The following is a 19,381-nucleotide window of genomic DNA, read 5'->3' on the forward strand; positions in this document are numbered from 1 at the left end:
AGGGGGCGGCCTCAGTCACGCCATCGTCATCACCACATGAACTGGCCACCGTCCACAATCAATTTCTGTCCGGTGATGTACGAAGCTTTCTCACTGATCAGGAATTCCAGCGCATCGGCCATCATGTCGACGTCTCCGATGCGCCCCTGCGGAATCTCTTCGAGCAGCTTTTCGCGGTAATACGGTTCGTCGGTCCGGAACCGTGTCCGCATCTCCTCGGTGTCGATCATACCGGGAATGAGTGAGTTCACGCGGATGGTGGGGGCGAGCTCCAGCGCAAGGCATTTGGTGAAATGCAGCAGCCCCGCCTTGCTGGCACAGTAATTGATTCCGTTCAGCCGTGGGCGGATCCCCGTGGTCGCCGCCACGTTCACCACCGAGCCGCCGCCCGCGGCGAGCATCGCCGGCGCCAGCGCCCTGGTGAGGTAGAACGGAGCGGACAGGTTGGCCTCGATCACCCGGTTCCAGTCGTCGAACGACATGTCGAGGAAGGGGCGGTCGATGTTCCGACCCGCGTTGTTGACCAGGACTTTCGGCGCCCCGTACGTGGTGGCCAACTCGTCGGCCACGGCGGTCACGACGTCGGGGTCCGCCAGGTCCGCCTGCACGGCGCGCAGGCCGTCACCGAACGCGCGCTCCGCCGCCGCGGCCGATTCCTTGTCGCCCCGGTAGAGCGCCACCACCTGATAGCCCAACGACACCAGGCGCCCGCTCAGCCCGAGCCCGATTCCCTTGGTCCCCCCGGTGACCAGAGCGAATTCTTTGTGCACTGTCAATATCCCCCTCACGCGTCGACCACCGGCCGACCAGCCGAAATTCATCCGTGTTCGTCATGGCAACGCAACCGCCCGGCCGAGCAAGGCGGCCAAAGGCAAGGCAGAACCGACCGGACACGGGAAAGAACGGGACCGGCCGAGCCCGGTCGACAGGAATTCGGCAGTCACTCCGGAAATCCTGGTCAGGTTAACCCGGCCGCTTGTATCCGGCAAGGCGCACCCGGGAAAGCCCGGCCGAATTCCCGGCGATATCCCTGGGATTCGTTCCCCGTGCCGTCGTGGTCAGGTCCGCGCGGTCAGCTTGCAGCGGACCTGGCCGGTGGGGCGCAGGGTGATTCCGGTGTTCAGCGGTATGTCGGTGTCGACCGCGGTGAACGAGTAGTGCTGGAGCAGCACGGCGAGCGTGAGAGTGGCGTTCAGCATCGCCAGGTGCTGGCCGATGCAGGCTCGCGGGCCGCCGCCGAACGGGAACCAGGCGTAGCGCGGGCGCTCCGCCTCCCGCTCCGGCAGGAAGCGGTCCGGGTCGAACGTGTCGGGGTCCTCCCAGAGGTCGGGGTGGCGCTGGATGACGCCGGAGCTGACCACGACATCGGCGCCGGCCGGAATGGTGTACGGGCCGACCTGCACGTCCTCGGTGGAGATCCGGCCCAGGGCCGGCGCCGCCGGGTAGAGGCGGAGCGTCTCCTTGAGCACCCGCGTCAGGTAGGTGAGGCTCTCCAGGTCCTCGGCGACGGGCTCACGGCCGCCCAGGACGCTGTCGACCTCCTGGTGCGCACGGGCCAGGACGTCCGGGTGGGTGGCGAGCAGATGCAGGGTCAGGCCGACGGTGGTGGCGGTCGACTCGTGGCCGGTGACGAGGAAGACCAGGACCTGGTCCCGGGTCTCCTGCGCGCTGATCGGGTTGCCCTCGTCGTCCTGCGCCCGGGACAGCAGGGTGAGCATGTCGTGCCGGTCGCTGGGGGCGGCGGACTCCTCGGCCCGGCGGGCCGCGATGATCTCGTCGCACACCTGGTAGAGCTCCTGGTGCGCCTTGGCCGCGCGGAGGTTGCCCGGCGTGGGGATCTTCCGGGAGAGGTTCACCGGGGCGAAGGCCCGCTTGACCGCGTATTCGTTGATGCGCGGGAAGTTGCGCTGCACGATGGGGACCATCGCGTCCACGTCGTTCTTCCGGCCGAAGAGGATGCGGGAGATCGTCCGCAGCGTGTGCCCGGTCATCTCCTGGGCGACGTCGACCGTGGCGTCCGGCGCCGTCCGCCACCGCTCCACGAGGTTGCGGGTCTCCTGGGTGATCTCGGAGGCGTAGTTGTCCACCTGACGCGGGGTGAAGAGCGACTGGAGCATCCGGCGCTGCCGCAGGTACTCGTCGCCCATGCTGGTCAGCAGCCCGTTGCCGAACGACTGCCGCAGCTCACCGAGGAACCGGTTCTCCTTGCTGAAGGTCTGTGCCGAGGAGGCCAGCACCTGCTGTGCGCCCTCCGCCGAGAACACGCCGTAGAACTCCGCCCGCATGCCGGGCGGGCCCACGGTGAACCGGACCACGTCACCGTGGTCGCGCTGCGCGCGGCGGTACGTCCCCAGGGTGTCCCGCTGCAGATCCATCAGCGACCCGAACAGCGGGTGGCCCTCCATCGTGGGCGGCGTCGATACCGTCGGAGTCGTCGAAGCCATGGTGCTGTCTCTCCTGTTCACTTTCCTCCGCGGGGCCGCGCTGCCCTGCGTCTCGGACTGGTCGGGTGCGGCCGGCGTACGGGGGGAGACCGCCGCGGGTTCGGGTCCGGGTTCAGGCGGTGTCGGCTGAACCGGGCCGGTGGTCACGGTCGCCGCGGCGCGCAGCCGGGCCGCATCCGCCTCCGGGGCCGCCGCGACCTCCTCCAGCAGCCGCTCGTAGGCGCGGGCCATCCGCTCGGCGGTCCCCCTGGCGAAGAGGTCGGTGCTGTACTCCAGGTAGCCCTGCAGCCCCGCGGCCGTCTCCTCCACCACGAGGTTGAGGTCGAACCTCGTCGTCGTCGTGGCCGCGCGGAGGGGCAGCACCTCCAGGTCCGTGACGGCCGTGTCGCCGCCCACCGCGGGGGCGGGCGCGGGCAGCAGGTTGAACATCACCTGGAACAGCGGGGAGCAGCCGGGGTCGGGATCGGGCACAAGGGCCCGGGCCAGGTCGGGGAACGGCAGGTCCTTGTGTTCGTGGGCCTCGGTGGTGACGCGCCTGGCCTGCGCCAGGACGTCGGTGAAGGCACGGTCCGCGGGCACGTCGAGCCGCAGGGCCACCAGGTTGACGAAGTAGCCGACCACGCCCTCCAGTTCGGTGCGGGGCCGGTTCGACACCGCGGAGCCGATGGTGAGGTCGCTGCCCTCGGTGTGGCCGCCCAGCAGGACGGCGAACGCCGACAGCAGCGTCATGTAGAGCGTGGCCCCGCGCTCCTTGCTCAGCCCGCGCAGGCGGTCGAGCAGTTCGGCGGGGACGCGGAGGTCCACCGAGGAACCCTGGTACGTCTTCACCGGGCACCGCTCGTAGTCGGTCCGCAGCGGCAGGCAGGCCGGCAGCCCGTCCAGTTGCCGCCGCCAGTAGCGCTCCTGCCGGGAGAGCTCCGCGGCGTCGGTGGTACGCGCCTGCCAGCGGGCGAAGTCGGCGTACGACAGCGGCAGTTCGGGCAGCCGGGGTGCCGTGCCCCGGCTCAGCGCGCGGTACAGCACCAGCAGCTCGGACAGCACGACGTTCACGGACCAGCCGTCGAAGACGCCCCAGGGCCGGGTGAGTACGGCGATGTGCGCCTGGTCCGACAGGGTGAGCAGGTGGGCGCGGAGCATGTAACGGTCGTCCGGGGCGAAGGGCCGCAGCCGCTCGGCGCGCAGCCACTCGGTGACGGCCTCGTCGTCGGTCTCCAGCACCGGCACCGCGAAGCCGGCGGCGGGGTTCACCCGCTGGGTCACGGTGCCGTCGCGCCGGACGTAGCCGGTGCGCAGTACCGCATGGCGCTCCACCAGGGCCCGCACGGCGCCCACATAGGCCTCGCGGTCCAGGGGGCCGTTGATCCGGAATGCCAGCTGGACGTTGTCGTGCGCGGCTGCCAGGTGGTCGGGCCGGTTGAGGAACCACAGGTCACGCTGTTGCAGGGCGATGGGTGCCGCTCCCTGCTCCCCGCTCTCCTCGTCCGCGGCGACCGGGGCCGGCGGCTCGCTCTCCAGGGTCGCCGGCCGCTGCTCCAGGGCGGCGGACATCTCCTCGACCGTGGCTCCGCTGAAGATCAGCTGGAGCGGCAGTTCGGCGCCCGTCTCCTGCTTCACCCGGAGGGTGAGCCGGGTGGCGAGCAGCGAGTGCCCGCCGAGGTCGAAGAAGTTGTCCTGGAGTCCTACCCGGCTGAGGCCGAGGACGTCGGCGACGACCCGGCACAGCACGCGCTGGGCGTCGGTGCGCGGGGCGACGTAGGTCTCCTTGGTCACGTCGTCCTCGTCCGGGGCGGGCAGGGCCCGCTTGTCCACCTTGCCGTTCGCGGTGACGGGGAGTTCGTCGAGGACCACGAAGAGGCTGGGGACCATGTAGTGCGGCAGCCGGGTGGACAGGTAGTCCTTGAGCGACCGGGCCAGTGACGGTCCCCTGTGTCCGATCTGCGGGTGGTTCGTCGCGGACGGCGCGCGATAGGGCGCACGCGCCCGCACGGGGGGCAGCTCACCCCTGCCCAGTACCAGGTCGAGGCCGTCGGGCCGGTCCTGCGACCAGGTGGCCGCCACCTGGTACCCCAGCTTCTCGGCATGCCGAAGGACGGCTTCGAGCTCCCGGACCTCCTCGGCGGCCCGCGCGGACAGCCGGGCCCCGGGGGCGTGCGGCTCCACCTCACGGGCGCCCGCCCGGAGGCCGAGCCCCTCGCTGAAGCGCACGTCGTCCGCCACACGCGGGTTGGTCAGGCCGCTGACCCCGAACCGGTCGGGGGCCCCGCCGTCCAGGAGGGCGCGCAGCTGTTCCGGGGTGGCGGCCTCCCGCCACGGCAGGGGCTCGGCGGGTGCGGTGGCGCCCTTGGTCAGGATCACGTGGTAGCGGTACGCGAGCCTCTCGCTGTCTCCCGCGCCGTGCTCGACCACGAGGTCCACGGAACCCACCTCGGGGAAACGCTCCGTCGCTTGCGCGAAGTAGGTGGGGCTGACGAGCAGTTCGGTCTCCTGGCGGCGGCTGCGCTGCACCTGGGCGGCCAGGGCCCCGGCCGTGGTGCCGTGGTCGGCGCGAGCGCGCTCGGCGGCGTACAGCTGTGCGTCGAAGAGGTCCAGGTTCCGCACGTCGCCGACCAGGATGCGGCCGCCGTCCTGAAGGAGCGGGAGCAGCAGGCCGAGGAGCTCGTCCAGGTAGTGCCGGTTCGGGAAGTACCGCACCACCGAGTTCAGCACGATCGTGTCGAACTCCCCGGCGGGCAGCTCCGCCACGGTCAGGGCGTCGCCCCGGGTCAGGGTGATGTGCGACCAGCCCCGGCGTGCCACCCCCCGGCGGACGGTGTCGAGCGCCGTGGACGACAGATCGAGCGCGTGCACCGAGGCGCAGTCGCCGGCGTAGCGGAAGAGCAGCGTTCCCGTGCCGCAGCCGATCTCCAGAACCCGCTTCGGCCGCAGCCGCTCCAGGTGCCGGACCATGGCCTCGACCAGCTCCTCCTCGCCGGATCCGGGTACGGGCTCGCCGTGTCCGTCGGTCGTGGGCGCCGGGCCCGTGACGTCCTCCGGTGCTGCGTACCGGTCCTCGAAGTGCCGCCGCCAGTGGTCGAGATGGGCTGCGTTCTCCTCCGGGTCGGCGGTGTGCAGCCACTGCGGCGCCGGGCTCACATAGGCGGCCAGCCTGCGGGCGGCGCCCTCCCCCTGGGGGACGACCACGGCGCGGTGCACCGAAGGATGGGTGAGCAGCACGTTCGCGACCTCTCCGGGTTCGACCCGGAAGCCCCGCACCTTGACCTGGTCGTCGACGCGGCCGAGGTAGTCGAGCGTGCCGTCCGGACGCCACTTGACGAGGTCACCGGTGCGGTACATGCACCCCTCGGTGTCGAACGGGTCGGCCACGAAACGTTCGGCGGTCAGCTCCGGCCGGTTCAGATAGCCGCGGGCCAGGCCGTCGCCGGCGGCGTACAGCTCTCCCGGCACTCCCGGCGGCACCGGCCGCAGCGCCTGGTCCAGCACGTACACGCGGGTGTTCCACACGGGCGGGCCGATGGGCACACCCGTGGCACCGGGTTCGGCGCGGTACAGCCATGCGGTGACGGGGCCGGCCTCGGTGGGCCCGTACAGGTTGTGCAGTTCGGTGTCCGGCAGCAGGCGCGCGAACCGCTCGGCCAGCTCGACCGGAAGCGCCTCGCCGGCCGCCTCCACGCGCCGCAGGCCGGTGCACCGGGCCGCGGCCGGTTCGGCCAGGAACTCGGCGAGCATGGACGGCACGAAGTGGAGGTCGGTGACGTGCTCGTCGCGGATGAGCCGCGCGAGGTACTCCGGGTCACGGTGGCCGTCGGGGCGGGCGATCACCAGGCCCGCGCCGACCTGGAGCGGCCAGAAGAGCTCCGGCACCGACACGTCGAATCCCACCGAGGTCTTCAGCAGCATCCGGTCGTCGCCGCTCATGCCGTAGCGGCCCTGCTTCCACGCCGTCCAGTTCAGGCCGGCGCGGTGGGAGATCACCACTCCCTTCGGCCTGCCCGTCGACCCCGAGGTGTAGATCACGTACGCGGCATGGTCCTTCGACACCGCCACCCGGGGGTCGGTGTCGGGGTGGGAGTCGGTGTCCGGCAGGTCCTCCAGGACGAGCAGGGGCTCGCTGTCGGCGAGCACCTGGTCCACGCGCTCGTCCGGGAGGTCGGTGTCGAGGGGCAGATACGCCGCTCCGGTCTTCACCACCGCGTAGATCGCGGTCACCAACTCGAACGAGCGCGGCATCCGGACCGCGACCAGCCGCTCGGGACCGGCGCCCCGCTCGATCAGCCAGTGCGCGAGACGGTTGGCGCGGGCGTTCAGCTCCGCGTAGGACAGGGTGCGGCCCTCGAAGACGAGCGCGGTCCGGTCCGGGGTGCGCTCGACCTGGGCCTCGAACGCCGCGGCGAGCGTCTCGTGCGCCACGGGTACGGCGGTGTCGTTCCACTCGGTCAGCAGCCGCCGCCGCTCCTCGGCCGGAAGGACCTCGATGTCCAGCGCGGCGGTGCCGGTGCCGTCGTCCCCGGCGAGTGCGCGGACGATCCCCGACAGCGCGGTTTCGACGTAGTCGGCCACCGCCTCGCAGGTGACCGTCTCCTCGACCTGGATGTCCAGCGACAGCTCGGTGCCGAAGTCGTCGAGCGACACCGTCACGGGGTAGTTGATCGCGTCGACGGCCGCCAGGAAACGCACCCCGTGGTCGTCGATGCGCGGTGCCGCCGCGTCACCGTGCTCCGCCTCGAAGTGACGGAAGTTGACGACCGCGCTGAACAGGGGTGCGTCACCGTCCAGGCCGCTGCACCGCTGCGCCAGGCTCAGCGGGCTCTGCTCCCGGGCGATCAGCTCCCGCAGTCCGGTGTCGACGTCCGCGATCAGGTCCCGCACGGTCCGGTCGGCGAGCCGGGTCCGCAGGGGAAGCGTGTTGATGAAGTTGCCGAGCATGCGCTCCACGCCCGGCACGCCCTGCAGACGCCCGGACAGCACGGCGCCGAACACGATGTCGTCACGTCCGCTGGAGGCGGCCACGACACACGCCCAGGCGGCGTGGAAGAGGCAGGCCGGGCTCAGTTGCAGACGCTGGGCCTGCGTCCGCAGATCGCGGGTGAGGTCCGCGGGCAGGGCGCGGCGCAGCCGGCGGACCCGGCGGCCGTCGCCGCGCACGTCGGTGAGGCCGAACGGCGTCGTCGGTTCCGTGACGTCCGCCAGGACCTGGCGGAAGTAGGTCTCCGTGTCGTCCGAGGACTGCTGGGCCAGGGTGTGCGCGACGAAGTCGCGGTACGGCGCCGGGGGTGCGAGCAGGTCGGTCCGGCCCGCCAGGTGGATCCCCAGCTCGCCGAGGAGCAGCCGCAGCGAGGTGGCGTCCTCGATGAGGTGGTGGGCGTTCAGCACGAGATAGCGCCGGCCGGAGGCGGGATCCTCGGCCACCACCAGCCGCAGCAGCGGGGCCCGGTCGAGTTCCATGCGGCCGAGCCGGTCCAGCAGGGCGTGCGCCTGCTGCTCGGCGTCCCCGTCCGGGTCGAGGCGGGTGCGGGTGACCGGCAGGCGTGCGCTGCGGCACACGACCTGCACGGCCTCGGGCAGCCCGGCGGTCAGCACGGCCGTGCGCATGACGTCGTGACGGTCGATGATCGCCTGCAGGGCGTCGACGAACGCGGTGCAGGCGGCTTCGTCCTCGGCGACGTACAGGGTGGAGACGAGGTACGGGTCGTGGTCCGGGTCCATCAGGTGGTGGAAGAGGATGCCCTGCTGCGTCGAGACCAGCGGGTAGATGTCCTGGACGTTGGGCGCGCCGCCGGGGACGGTGGCCACGATCGCGTCGATCTGCTCCTGGTCCAGGTCGATCAGCGGCAGCATGCCGGGGGTGATGCGCGTGCAGCCCTCCGGGATCAGGTTCGGCGGAGCGCCGTGGTCCGCTCCGCCCTCCGTATCGTCGATCCGCGCGGCCAGGCTGCGGAGCGTGGGGGCGCTGAACACGTCCCGCACGCTCACCGCCAGCCCGTGCTCCTTGAGCCGCGCCACCAGCACGGTGATCATCAGCGAGTGGCCGCCCAGGGCGAAGAAGTTGTCCTCGACGCTGAGGCGTTCTCCGGCGAAGCCCAGCAGTTCGGCCACCACGGACACCAGGAGCCGCTCGGTGCCGGTGTCGGGGGCTGCGTACGCGCGCTGGGCGAAGGCCTCGATGCCGGGCGCCGGCAGGGCCTTGCGGTCCAGCTTTCCGTGCGCGGTGACGGGCAGGGCGTCCAGCATGACGAAGGCGCTGGGCACCATGTACTCGGGCAGGCCGGCCTCGAGGTGGCCGACGAGCTCGGCGCGCAGGTCGGTGCCGGTGTGGCCGTCGGCCAGGACCGCGTACGCCACCAGCTGGGGATGGCCCGGCTGGTCCTCACGGACGACGACCGCGCAGGCCTGTACCGCGGGGTGTCCGCTCAGGCGGTGCTCGATCTCGCCCGGTTCGATACGGAAACCGCGCAGCTTGACCTGGTCGTCGGCCCGGCCGAGGTATTCCAGGGTGCCGTCGGGCAGCCAGCGCGCCAGGTCGCCGGTGCGGTACATGCGGGCGTCGGGGCCGTCGCCGAACGGGTTGGGCACGAACCGCTCGCGGGTGAGCTCCGGCTGGTTGAGATAGCCGCGGGCCAGTCCGGTGCCCGCGATGTGGAGGTGGCCGACGCATCCGATGCCCTGGGGTTCCAGGGCGTCGTTCAGCACGTAGAGCTGGATGTTCTGGATGGGGCGGCCGATGGGCACGGTGCTCGGCACCCGGTCGGCGGGGCAGGTCCAGTGGCTGACGTCCACGGCGGCCTCGGTCGGGCCGTAGAGGTTGTGCAGGGGCGCCGAGTGGAGCTGGTAGTGCCGTGCGCACAGCTCCGCCGGGAGGGCCTCGCCGCTGCAGAACACCTGGCGCACGGAGGTGCACCGCGACCAGCCGGGCTCCTGAAGGATCGAGCGGAGCATGGACGGCACGAAGTGCAGGGTCGTCACCCCGAACTCCTGGATGGCCGCCACGAGGTAGCCCGGGTCCTTGTGGCCGCCCGGTTCGGCGACGGCCAGCCGGGCGCCGAAGAGCAGCGGCCAGAAGAACTCCCACACGGAGACGTCGAAGCTGAAGGGCGTCTTCTGCAGGACGACGTCGTCCTCGGTGAGGCGGTACTCGTTCTGCATCCACTCGATGCGGTTGACCGCGGCCCGGTGCTCGATCATGACGCCCTTGGGGCGGCCGGTGGACCCGGACGTGTGGATGACGTACGCCAGGTGCTCCGGGCCGAGGCCCAGGTCGGCGGCCGGGAGATTGTCCTCCCGCGGCGGCGCGGTCCGCGCGTCGGTGCCGTCGCCCACGCGACCGTCGCGGTGCAGGGCCAGCGCGGGAACGTTTCCGAACGCCGCGGTTTCCAGGTGCGGTTGGGTGAGCACGACGCCGGCGCCGGAGCCGGTCATCAGCTCCTCGATGCGGGCGGCCGGGTAGGAGGGGTCGATCGGCATGTACGCCCCGCCGGCCTTGAGCGTGCCCAGGATGGCCGCCACCATCTCCGCGGAACGCTCCAGGCACAGGCCGACCAGCCGGTCGGGCCCGATGCCGTGGCCCCGCAGACGGTGACCGATGCGGTTGGCCCAGGCGTTGAGCTCGGCATAGCTCCAGGAACGCTCGCCGTCCACCAGGGCGGTGCGCTCCGGATGGCGTGCCACCGCCTCCTCGAACAGCTCGTGCAGGCACCGGTCGTCGGTGTAGGGGCGGCGGGTGTCGTTCCATACCTCGACCACCTGCCGCCGCTCCCGCTCGCCGGCCATGCCGAGCCGGGAGGTACGGACGCCCGGGTCGGACGCGATGGCGGAGAGCAACTCGGTGTAGTGGTCGGCGAAGCGCCGGATGGTGTCCCGGTCGAACAGGTCGGTGTTGTACTCGACGCTGCCGAGCAGGCCGTCGGGCGTCTCCCGCAGATCGACGGTGACGTCGAACTTGGTGAAGGCGGAGCTGATCCCGACCTCGGACACCGTGAGGTCGCCCAGGGCGGCCTCTCGCTCGGTCTGGGCCTGCTGGAGCACCAACATCGTCTGGAAGACGGGCGAGTGGCTCAGGCTGCGCTCGGGCTCGAGGGCGTCCACCACCGCCTCGAAGGGCACGTCCTGGTGCTCGTAGGCCCCCAGTGCCGTCTTCTTCACCCTGGCCAGCAGCTCGGTGAACGCGGGGTCGCCGGACAGGTCCGTGCGCATGACCAGGGTGTTGGCGAAGTAGCCGACGAGCGGTTCCACTTCGGGCCGGTTGCGGCCGGCCACCACCGTGCCGACGGCGACGTCGGTCCGTCCGGTGTAGCGGTGCAGTACGACCATGTAGGCGGCCAGGAGGGTCATGTACAGGGTCACGCCGTGCTGCCTGCCGATGTCCCGCAGCCGGTCCAGCAGTTCTTCCGGACAGCGCAAGCTCTCCCGTGCGCCCCGGTACGTCTTGACCGCCGGCCGCTCCCGGTCCGCGGGCAGCGTCAGCCTCGGGTCGACCCCGGCGAGCTGTTCCTTCCAGTACGCCACCTGGCGTGCCTGGACCTCGCCGGCCAGCCACTGGCGCTGCCAGTGCGCGTAGTCGGCGTACTGGACGGGCAGCGGCTCCAGCGGGGAGGGCAGCTGCGCGCAGAACGCCTCGTAGAGCGCGGCCAGATCACGGAAGAAGACGCCGACCGACCAGCCGTCGGACACACCGTGGTGGGTCGTCACGAGCAGCACGTGCTCGTGGTCGTCCTGCCGCAGCAGCCGCGCCCTGATCAGGCAGTCCCGCTCCAGGTCGAAGGGGGTGGCCGCCTCCTGTTCGCAGATCAGGGGCAGCTGTGCCGGGTCGGCGAGCTCCTCCTCGCGGACCGTGAAGTCCCGGCCGTCGCCGATGTGCTGGTACGGGACGCCCTCGTGGTCCACGAACCGGGTGCGCAGCACCTCGTGCCGCTGCACCACCGCTTCCAGGGCGCGGATCAGGGCGGCGCGGTCGAGGCGGCCCTTCAGCCGCATCGCCATGGGGATGTTGTAGGCCGAGCTGGGCCCGTCCATCTGCGCCAGGAACCACAGCCGCTGCTGGGTGAAGGACAGCGGGACCGGCGTGTCGGCGGACCGGGGCAGCCTCGGGACGGCATCCAGCGCGGAGAGGTCGACGCCCTGCTGCCGGAGCAGCGCGATCAGGGCGCGCTGCCTCTTGGCCGGCAGGGAGCGGATCTTCCGGAGCAGGGCCGGCCCGGTGTCCTGATGAGTGCTGCTCATCCTCGTTCTTCCTGCCTAGTTCTCGAGGTCCAGGGCGTCCAGCTCCTCGTCGCTCATACCGGCGACGAGGTCGATGCTGCGCAGGATCAGGTCCGCGTCGAGCGCGCCGGCCGCTTCGGCCGTCGGCGTCCGCCGGTCCAGTTCGGCCGCCATGTCGGCCAGTCGCGGTGCGTTGAACACGGCTTCGACGGGCAGGTCCACGCCGGTGCGCTGCTTCAGCAGGTTGGTCAGGCGGGTGGCGAGCAGTGAGTTGCCGCCGAGGGAGAAGAAGTCGGTCTTCACATCGATGCCGCCCAGCTGATCGGCCTCCAGCTGGAGCAGTTCCGCCCAGGCGGACAGCATCAGGCGCTCGGTGCCGGTGAGCGTCCCGTCCTGGGGTGCGTCTGCGGTGTTCGTACGGGGCACCGGCGCGGTTCCCGCGGGTCCTGCCGCGGCCGGTGCCGCGGGCCGGTGACCGACCCAGTAGCTCCGGCGGTCGAACGCGGTCAGCGGCAGCGGCACCAGGCGGCGTGGCCCGTCGTGGAGGGCCCGCCACGGCACGCGCGCGCCGCGCACCCAGAGCTCGGCGAGCCGCTCCAGGTCTCCGTCCGCGATGAGGCCGGTCAGGAAATCCGCGCCCCGGTGGCCGGACAGGAGCGTGCCCAGGGGGCCTGCGTCCTCGTCCGCGTTGCCCCGGTAGAGCGCCATGGCCCGGAAGCCGTCGTCGTCGGTCCCGTCCGCCAGGGCGTGGGCGAGTGCCTGCCGGAGTTCCGCCGGGGACGCGACCACCACGGCGAGCCGTTCGGGCAGCGCTTCCCGGCCCAGTTGCAGGGTGTAGGCGACGTCGGCGAGTCGCGCCGTGTCGTCATGCACCAGGTGGTCGTGCAACTCCTGTACCGCCGTCCGCAGCCGGTCGCGGTTCCTGGCGGACAGCACGACGAGCTGGGGCCCGCTGTCCGGTGCGGACTCCCCCGGTGCCTCGGGGCGCGGTGGTGCCTCGACGACCAGGCTGACGTGGCTGCCGCCCGCAGCGACCGAGTTGACGAGCGCGCGCAGGGGGGCCGGTGAGCCGTCCTCGGCCGCATCGCCGCGCGGTTCCCAGGGCGTCAGGCGGTCGCACAGCCTGAGCGGAGTGTCCGCCAGCTCCAGGTTGGGGTTGGGCGCGCCGGTGTCGACGAGGGGTGCCAGCTCCTGGTGCCGCAGTTGCAGGACGACCTTGGTGAGCTGGGCGATGCCGGAGGCGGCCTCGGGGTGGCCCAGGTTCGACTTCACGGTGCCCACCGGCACCGGTTCGGCCGAGTCGGCGAACACCTCGCGCAGGGCGCGCAGTTCGACCTCGTCGGCGAACGTCGTTCCGTTGGCCGCGGCCTCGACGTAGCCGATCGAGTCCGGTGTGGTGCCCGCCCGTTCCAGGGCTCGCCGCATCACGTCCACCTGTGTGCGATGGCTCGGCGTCATGAAGCCGTTGGACCGGCCGGCGTGCATCGAGGCGGTGCTCTTGATGACGGCGTGGATCGTGTCCCCGTCGCGCAGGGCCGCGTCGAGCGGCTTGAGGAGTACGGCGCCCACGGCCTCGGCGGGCAGATAGCCGTCCCCGTCGCGGAAGCTGCGGCTGCCGGTGTGGCTGCCGAGCAGCTGCATCTCGTCCAGCGCCACGAACTTGTCCGGGTGCAGCGTGAGGTTGACGCCGCCGGCGAGGGCCAGTTCGCACTCCCCGCGCAGCAGGTCGGAGCAGGCGAGGTGGACGGCCATCGCGGAGGACGTGCACATGCTGTCCACCGCCAGGCTGGGGCCCTGGAGTCCGAAGAAGTGCGAGACGCGATTGGCGATCAGGTTGTACGACGCGGAGGAGGTGAGCGCCGCGAGGACGGGGTCCGAGGCGTCCGCCCGGTACATCAGGTACGCGGCTCCGACGTACACGCCGACACGGCGGCCGTACCGCTCCTCGATGACGTCCTGTGTCACTCCGCTCTGCTCCAGCAGATGCCAGGCGGTCTCCAGGAACAGCCGCTGCTGCGGATCCATCGCCGCGGCCTCACGGGGGGAGATGCCGAAGTGCAGTGGGTCGAACCGGTCCACGCCGTCGAGGAACGCTCCCCACATGCCACGGCCCGTTTCCGCCGCACGGTCCGGCAGGTCCCAGCGGTCGGCCGGCACCTCGGTCACGCTGTCCCGGCCGGCCCGCAGATTGGCCCAGAAGGCGTCCAGGTCGTCGGCGTGCGGGTAACGGCCGCTGATCCCGATGACCGCGATCTCCTCGCCGCCGGAGCGGCGGACCGCCCGGCCGGCGGCGGGGTGGGCCGGGGGCGCCGGTGCGCGTTCCGCGTCGCCCTCGGCGGAGTGGGCGCGGGTCGGCCGGGGGGTGCGCGGCTCGCCCAGCAGGGTGCGCAGGGCCTGGGTGTGCTGTTCGGCGAGGGCCTGCGCCAGCCGGCGGACGGTCTGCACCTCGAAGAGCAGGGTCCGGGACAGCGGGCCGAAGGTCTCCTCCAGCCGGGAGGTCAGATTGACCGCCATGACGGAGTCCATGCCGTACCGCTCCAGCGGTGTGTCGGCATCGACGCGCTCGGGGGCGAGCTTGAGGGCTGCCGCCACCATGCGCCGCAGGTGTTTCACGGCCCTCTCCTCCAGGCCGCGGACCTCGTCGGCCGCCTCGGGAGCGCGGACCGTGGCGGCTTGTGCGGCGGCGGGCGGGGCGTCGACCGGGTGTGCGGCGGGAGGGGTGAGGTCATGGCCCGGGAACCGGGACAGCAGCTCACGTCGCCGGCCGGCGACGACCAGCAGCGTGCCGGCTTCGGAGCCCGGGCCGTCCGTGGTCAGCGCCCATCGCAGGGTCGCCAGCCCACGAGCGGTGTCCAGCGGCGCGAGCCCGAGGCCGCGCAGTTGTTCCCGCACGGGCCCGTCGGCCCCCATGCCGCCCTCGTCCCAGAACGGCCAGCCGACGGACAGCGTCCTGCCGTGGCGCAGTCCGGCCTCGACGAGTCGGGTGCGGTAGGCGGCGTAGCCGTCCATGAAGGCGTTGGCCGCGGCGTAGTCGGCCTGTCCCGGGTTCCCGAAGGCCCCGCCGATCGACGAGAAGCACACGAACAGGTCCAGCGGCTGGTGTTCGGTCAGCTCGTCGAGGTGGACCAGCCCGGAGACCTTCGGTGCCAGAACGGTCTGGAGCTCTTCGGGGCTCTTGCGCAGGATGAACTTGTCGTCGATGACGCCGGCGCTGTGCAGGACGCCGGTCAACGGCCCGTGGTTGTCGGCGATGTGCTCCAGCAGCCGGCCGACGGCGGCCCGGTCGGACACGTCGGTGCGCCGGTAGTCCACGGTCAGGCCCGCCGCGCGCAGTGCGCCCAGCGCCTCGCGCCGCTCCTCGTCCAGCGGTGACCGCCCGGCGAGTACGACCGTGGCGTGACCGACCGCCGCGGCGATGTCCTTGGCCACGAGCAGCCCGAGTGCCCCGGCGCCCCCGGTGACCAGGTAGACGCCGTCCTCCTTCCAGGGAGCGCGCGCCGTCCCGGCCGGGTCGGCCTCCGCCAGGCGCACGACGTACCGCTGTCCGTCCCGGTGGCGCACCTCCGGCTCCAGGATCCCGGTGCTCTCGGCCGCCAGGCGGGCGGCGACGGCGGCGGGGGACGCGCCGTCGAGGCATTCCACGTACTGGGTGTGCAGGAGGGACTGTTCGAGCTGAGCCGACTTCAGCAGTCCGGCCAGCCCGCGGAAGCAGCCGAGGCGCTCCCGTTCGAGGCCGGTCTCCGGCCCGCCCACCAGGGCGACCTGGAACAGCGTCGGCCGTCGTACGCCTCGTTCGAGGAGTTCGCGGACGAGGGTGAAGACGTGCCGCGTCAGCTGGGTGTACTGACGGTCCAGCGCGGTGTCCTCGACCTCGACGAAGTGACACACAGCGCGGGCGGGCAGGGCTGCCCGGAACGCGTCGCGCTCTCCGGCGGCGACACGGCCGACCAGGACCACGTGCTGCTCGGAGAAGCGCTCCGGCCCGGTGGCGTCCGCGGCTCCCTCCCGGGGGGCCTCGTCCTCGCCGGCCCAGACAGGGCGCAGGAGCAGCACTTCGTCGGTGTCGGGGGTGTCGTCGGGCCGTCGGACCGTCCGGTCGCCGCCGAGGCCGCCGGAAGTGTCCTGGCCGGTCCGCGGGGTGTCCGCCCGCTGCGGCGGGGCGAGGGGGGCGAGCGGGGTGTCGGGTTCCGCGGTGTCCAGGTCCACCCAGCACCGCTCACGTGCGAAGGGGTAGCCGGGCAGGCTGATGCGGCGGGCCGACGCGGCCGAGGGGTGCACGGTCTCCCACTCCACCGTCGCGCCCGCCGCCCACAGGGCCAGCAGTGTGTCGTGCCGTCCGTGCCGGGACCAGGCGGTCACCGCCGCCCGAAGCGCCTCGCCGTCGGTCTCCCGGTGAGGCGGCACGGTGTCCCGAACCCATACACCGCCGTGCCCCGGGTCCGTGACGAACGACTCCAGCACGGCCCGGGCGGCGGCCAGGGAGGGCGCGGCGAACGCGAGGCGCTCCTCCAGCTCCATGCGGCCGGTCTGCAGTGTCCACGCGACATGGGGCAGGTCGCCCTCGTCGAGCTCCCCCAGCCGGTCGCGCAGCCGTCGAGCCGACTCGACGAGCTGGGCCTCGGTGCGCGCGGACAGCACGATCAGTGAGGGCCGGTCGTCGGCGGAAACCGCCGCGGGCGGCGCCGGCGGATCGTACTCGGCGATGACCACGTGGGCGTTCGAACCGCCGCCGCCGAAGCTGGAGACACCGGCGATCCTGGGGAGCGCCCGGTGCGTCCCGTCGGTCTCCAGCGTGGGCCGTTCCCAGGACTCCAGGCGCTGCTGGACGTGGAACGGTGTGCGGGCGAAGTCGATGTGCGGGTTGAGGGTGCCGGAGTGCAGGCTCGGCACCAGCTCCGCGTGCCGCATCTGCAGCAGCACCTTGGTGACGCCGGCGATGCCCGCCGCGCTCTCGGCGTGGCCGATGTTCGACTTGACCGATCCGATCGCACAGCGCCGTGGTCGGCCGCCCGCCCGGCGGAAGGCGCCGTCGAGTCCGGCGATCTCGATCGGGTCGCCGAGGGAGGTCCCGGTGCCGTGTGCCTCCAGGTAGCTGACGGCACGGGGGTCGACGCCGGCGGCGGCGAACGCGTCCGCGATGACCTCGCCCTGTGCCACGGGTGTGGGCACGGAGTAGCCCGAGGTGCGACCGCCGTGGTTCAGGGCGGTTCCCTTGATCACGCCGTAGATGTGGTCCCCGTCGGCGACGGCCCGCTCCAGCGGTTTCAGCAGGACCGCCCCGACGCCCTCGCCGGGCACGTAGCCGTCGCCGCCGGCGCCGAAGCTGCGGCAGCGGCCGTCGGTGGACAGGAACTGGCGCTGGCTCAGCATCAGGTACTTGTTCGGGTGCGGGCTGAGGTTCACGCCGCCGGCGATCGCCGCCCCGCACTGGCCGCTTCTGATGGCCTCGCAGGCGAGGTGGATCGCGGTCAGCGAGGAGGAGCACATGGTGTCGACCGCCATGCTCGGCCCGTGGAAGTCGTAGAAGTACGAGACCCGGTTGGCGACCGTGGCGGCGCTGCCCCACAGGGCGACCGGCCGTCCGCGTTCCTGCGCCTGCGCGCCGTAGAGCTGGTACTCCTGGTACATCACGCCGACGAACACGCCCACCTTCGCGGCGCGGGACAGCCGGTCGCCGGTGTATCCGGCGTCCTCCAGCACATGGTGGGCGCACTGGAGGAACAGCCGCTCCTGCGGGTCCAGGTGTTCGGCCTCCAGCAGCGAGATGTTGAAGAACAGCGGGTCGAACCGGTCGATGTCGTCCAGGAAGCCGCCCCATCGGCCGGGCACCGGGCCACCGCCGTCGGCGTAGCGGCGGTGGTTCCAGCGCTCGGCGGGCACCTCCCGGATGCAGTCGCGGCCGGAGCGCAGGTTCTCCCAGAACGCGTCCAGGTCCGCTGCCTCCGGGTAGCGGCCGCTGACTCCCACGACCGCGATGTCGAGGGGCGCGCCCGCCGCCGGTCGGTGCGTGGGCTCGCCGAGGGTCCTGTCCTCGGTCGCCCCGCGGAGGTCCGGCTCGGGCGTCGAGGCGGTTTCCCGGGCCTGCTCCGCGCCGGGCGCGGCCTGCGGCAGTACGCGGGTGCTCAGCCCGGACAGGTCCACGCAGACCCGGCCGTGCTGGTCGAAGAGCGTGACGTCCAGCCGGGCCGCGGCGGTGTCCGTTCCGCTGTCGGGCCGGTGCCTGATCCAGGCATAGGACCGGGTCGGCGTGGCGGCGGCCACATCGAGGCGTTCCAGGGCGAAGGGCAGGGCCAGGCCGGCGCCACGGCCGTCCGCCGGCCCTGCTCCCAGCCAGAGGCCGATCGTCGCCTGCAGGGCGCCGTCGAGGACGGCGGGGTGCAGCAGCCGGTCGTCGAGCCGTTCGACCGTCGGCAGGCTCAGCTCGGCCAGCACCTGGGGGCGTCCGCTGTCGTCGACGCCGATGCCAAGGTGTGCGAGCGAGCGCTGCGCCGGGCCGTAGTCCAGGCCCAGGCCGGCATACACGTCGTAGACGTGCGCCGCGCTGAGCGTGCGCTGTGCGCAGGCGGCGCGTACGTCCTCCAGACGGGGCAGGTCCGGCCGGCCGGCGGGGCTGACACTCGCGCGGCCCTGGCTGCACACCGCGTCACCGTCTGCCGTGTCCGGACAGTGGATCACGAACTCGCAGCCGCCGGGTGTGGTCCGTACGGTCACGCGCAGTTCCAGCCCGTCCGGGCCGCAGACGGCGGGCCGCAGCCATACGACGTCGGTCAGCTGTACGGCGTCGCTGTTCTCCCGGCCGAGGAACCTCGTCACGGCCGCGCGCGCCATCTCCAGGTGGGCGACTCCGGGCAGGACGCGAACGCCTCGCACCTGGTGGTCGCGCAGGTACGGCTCGCTGCCGTTCAGGCGGGTCCGGTAGGTGACGCCCGTCGCGTCGGACTCGGTCGTCTCGTGGAGCATCGGGTGCGGCGCCCGCGGTCCGGGCGCGGCGACGGAGTCCTGGGTGCCGGGCTGCCGGGGCGGGAGGGGGGTGGATGCCTCGGCGCCGCTTGCGGTGTGCGCGAGGTGGGCGGACACGGCGGACACGGTCCGGTGCTCGACGAAGTCGGCGGAGGTGAGCGTGGTCCCGAAGCGGGCGTTGAGCCGGTCGGCGAGGCGGGCGAGGCCGGTCCAGTCGAGTCCGAAGTCCCGCAGTTCGGCGTCCGGGTCCACGTCCTGCGCCGATACGTCCAGCAGTGCGGCGACCTCGTCCACGACGGCGCTGCGCAGGACGGACGGTCGGTCCGCGGGAGCGGTGCCGCGGTCCGGCTCGGCGGCGGTTTTGTCGCCACCGTCGAGGACGGTGGCAGGCCGGTCCGCCGGGACCTGGCCCTCCAGCCACGCCGCAAGCTCCGCGATCGACCCGTGCTCGAACATCACCGTCGGCGACAAGGACACCGACAGCCGCTCCTCCAACTCGGCCACCAACGCCAACAGATCCGCCGACCCCAACCCCAACTCGTAATAACCCACCGCAACATCCACACCCGACGACGGCACCCCCAACCTCACCGCCACCAGATCCCGCACCACCCCCACCAGATCCCCACCCACCGACACCGGCCCCGCCACCACCTCACGCACAGGCTCGCCCCCGACATCGGAGGCCGCCACAGGCCGGTCCGCCGGGACCTGGCCCTCCAGCCACGCCGCAAGCTCCGCGATCGACCCGTGCTCGAACATCACCGTCGGCGACAAGGACACCG

General features: G+C 72.3%; 3 protein-coding genes. All 3 read right to left on the minus strand.

What is annotated here, in order from left to right:
* Positions 1-29 precede the first annotated feature (29 nt).
* On the minus strand, positions 30-770 hold the full coding sequence (locus tag NW895_RS34440) for an SDR family oxidoreductase (RefSeq protein ID WP_289940715.1): 741 nt from the start codon (positions 768-770) through the stop codon (positions 30-32).
* Positions 771-1,058: 288 nt separating this feature from the next.
* Positions 1,059-11,657 carry a non-ribosomal peptide synthetase gene (locus NW895_RS34445; RefSeq protein WP_289940717.1) on the minus strand — a complete coding sequence of 3,533 codons (10,599 nt, stop codon included), beginning with the start codon at positions 11,655-11,657 and terminating at the stop codon, positions 1,059-1,061.
* Between the two features lie 15 nt (positions 11,658-11,672).
* A complete protein-coding gene (locus tag NW895_RS34450) occupies positions 11,673-19,358 on the minus strand; it encodes an SDR family NAD(P)-dependent oxidoreductase (RefSeq protein ID WP_289940719.1) in 7,686 nt (2,561 codons plus the stop codon).
* Positions 19,359-19,381 lie beyond the last annotated feature (23 nt).

The organism is Streptomyces sp. S.PNR 29, from assembly GCF_030386795.1.
GTDB lineage: Bacteria > Actinomycetota > Actinomycetes > Streptomycetales > Streptomycetaceae > Streptomyces.

Bases quoted from the DNA above. Each gene is read 5' to 3' on its own strand.
- NW895_RS34445 (WP_289940717.1), bottom strand. From the start codon at position 11,657: ATGAGCAGCACTCATCAGGACACCGGGCCGGCCCTGCTCCGGAAGATC.
- NW895_RS34450 (WP_289940719.1), bottom strand. From the start codon at position 19,358: ATGTTCGAGCACGGGTCGATCGCGGAGCTTGCGGCGTGGCTGGAGGGC.